At 73.9% G+C, this 303-nt stretch carries 1 protein-coding gene; it reads left to right on the top strand.

Annotated elements, in window-relative coordinates; genetic code table 11:
- Positions 1–162 precede the first annotated feature (162 nt).
- Positions 163–303: Imm71 family immunity protein (locus tag JHD67_RS22060; RefSeq protein WP_233172189.1), on the top strand; the 141-nt coding region annotated here is incomplete at its 3' end.

A 303-nucleotide genomic window follows, 5' to 3' on the forward strand; every position in this document is an offset into this window, starting at 1 on the left:
CCCCCCCCCCCCCCCCCCCCCCCCCCCCCCCCCCCCCCCCCCCCCCCCCCCCCCCCCCCCCCCCCCCCCCCCCCCCCCCCCCCCCCCCCCCCCCCCCCCCCCCCCCTTTTCCACCCCCACCCCGCCAACCGAGATTCGGTCACGGGTCTCGTGGGCTCGGAGATGTGTATAAGAGACAGCTCCTACACCGCGTGGAGCCGAATCCTCGGCTATTACCAAGCGTGGGCCAAAGTTACGGAAAAAAGTGTTCAGGCCGCCAGTGAGCGCGGCTGGCTTCAGGTGTACGGCAAGGCGGGCTATCCC

This window comes from Dyella sp. ASV21, from assembly GCF_016428975.1.
Taxonomy (GTDB): domain Bacteria; phylum Pseudomonadota; class Gammaproteobacteria; order Xanthomonadales; family Rhodanobacteraceae; genus Dyella.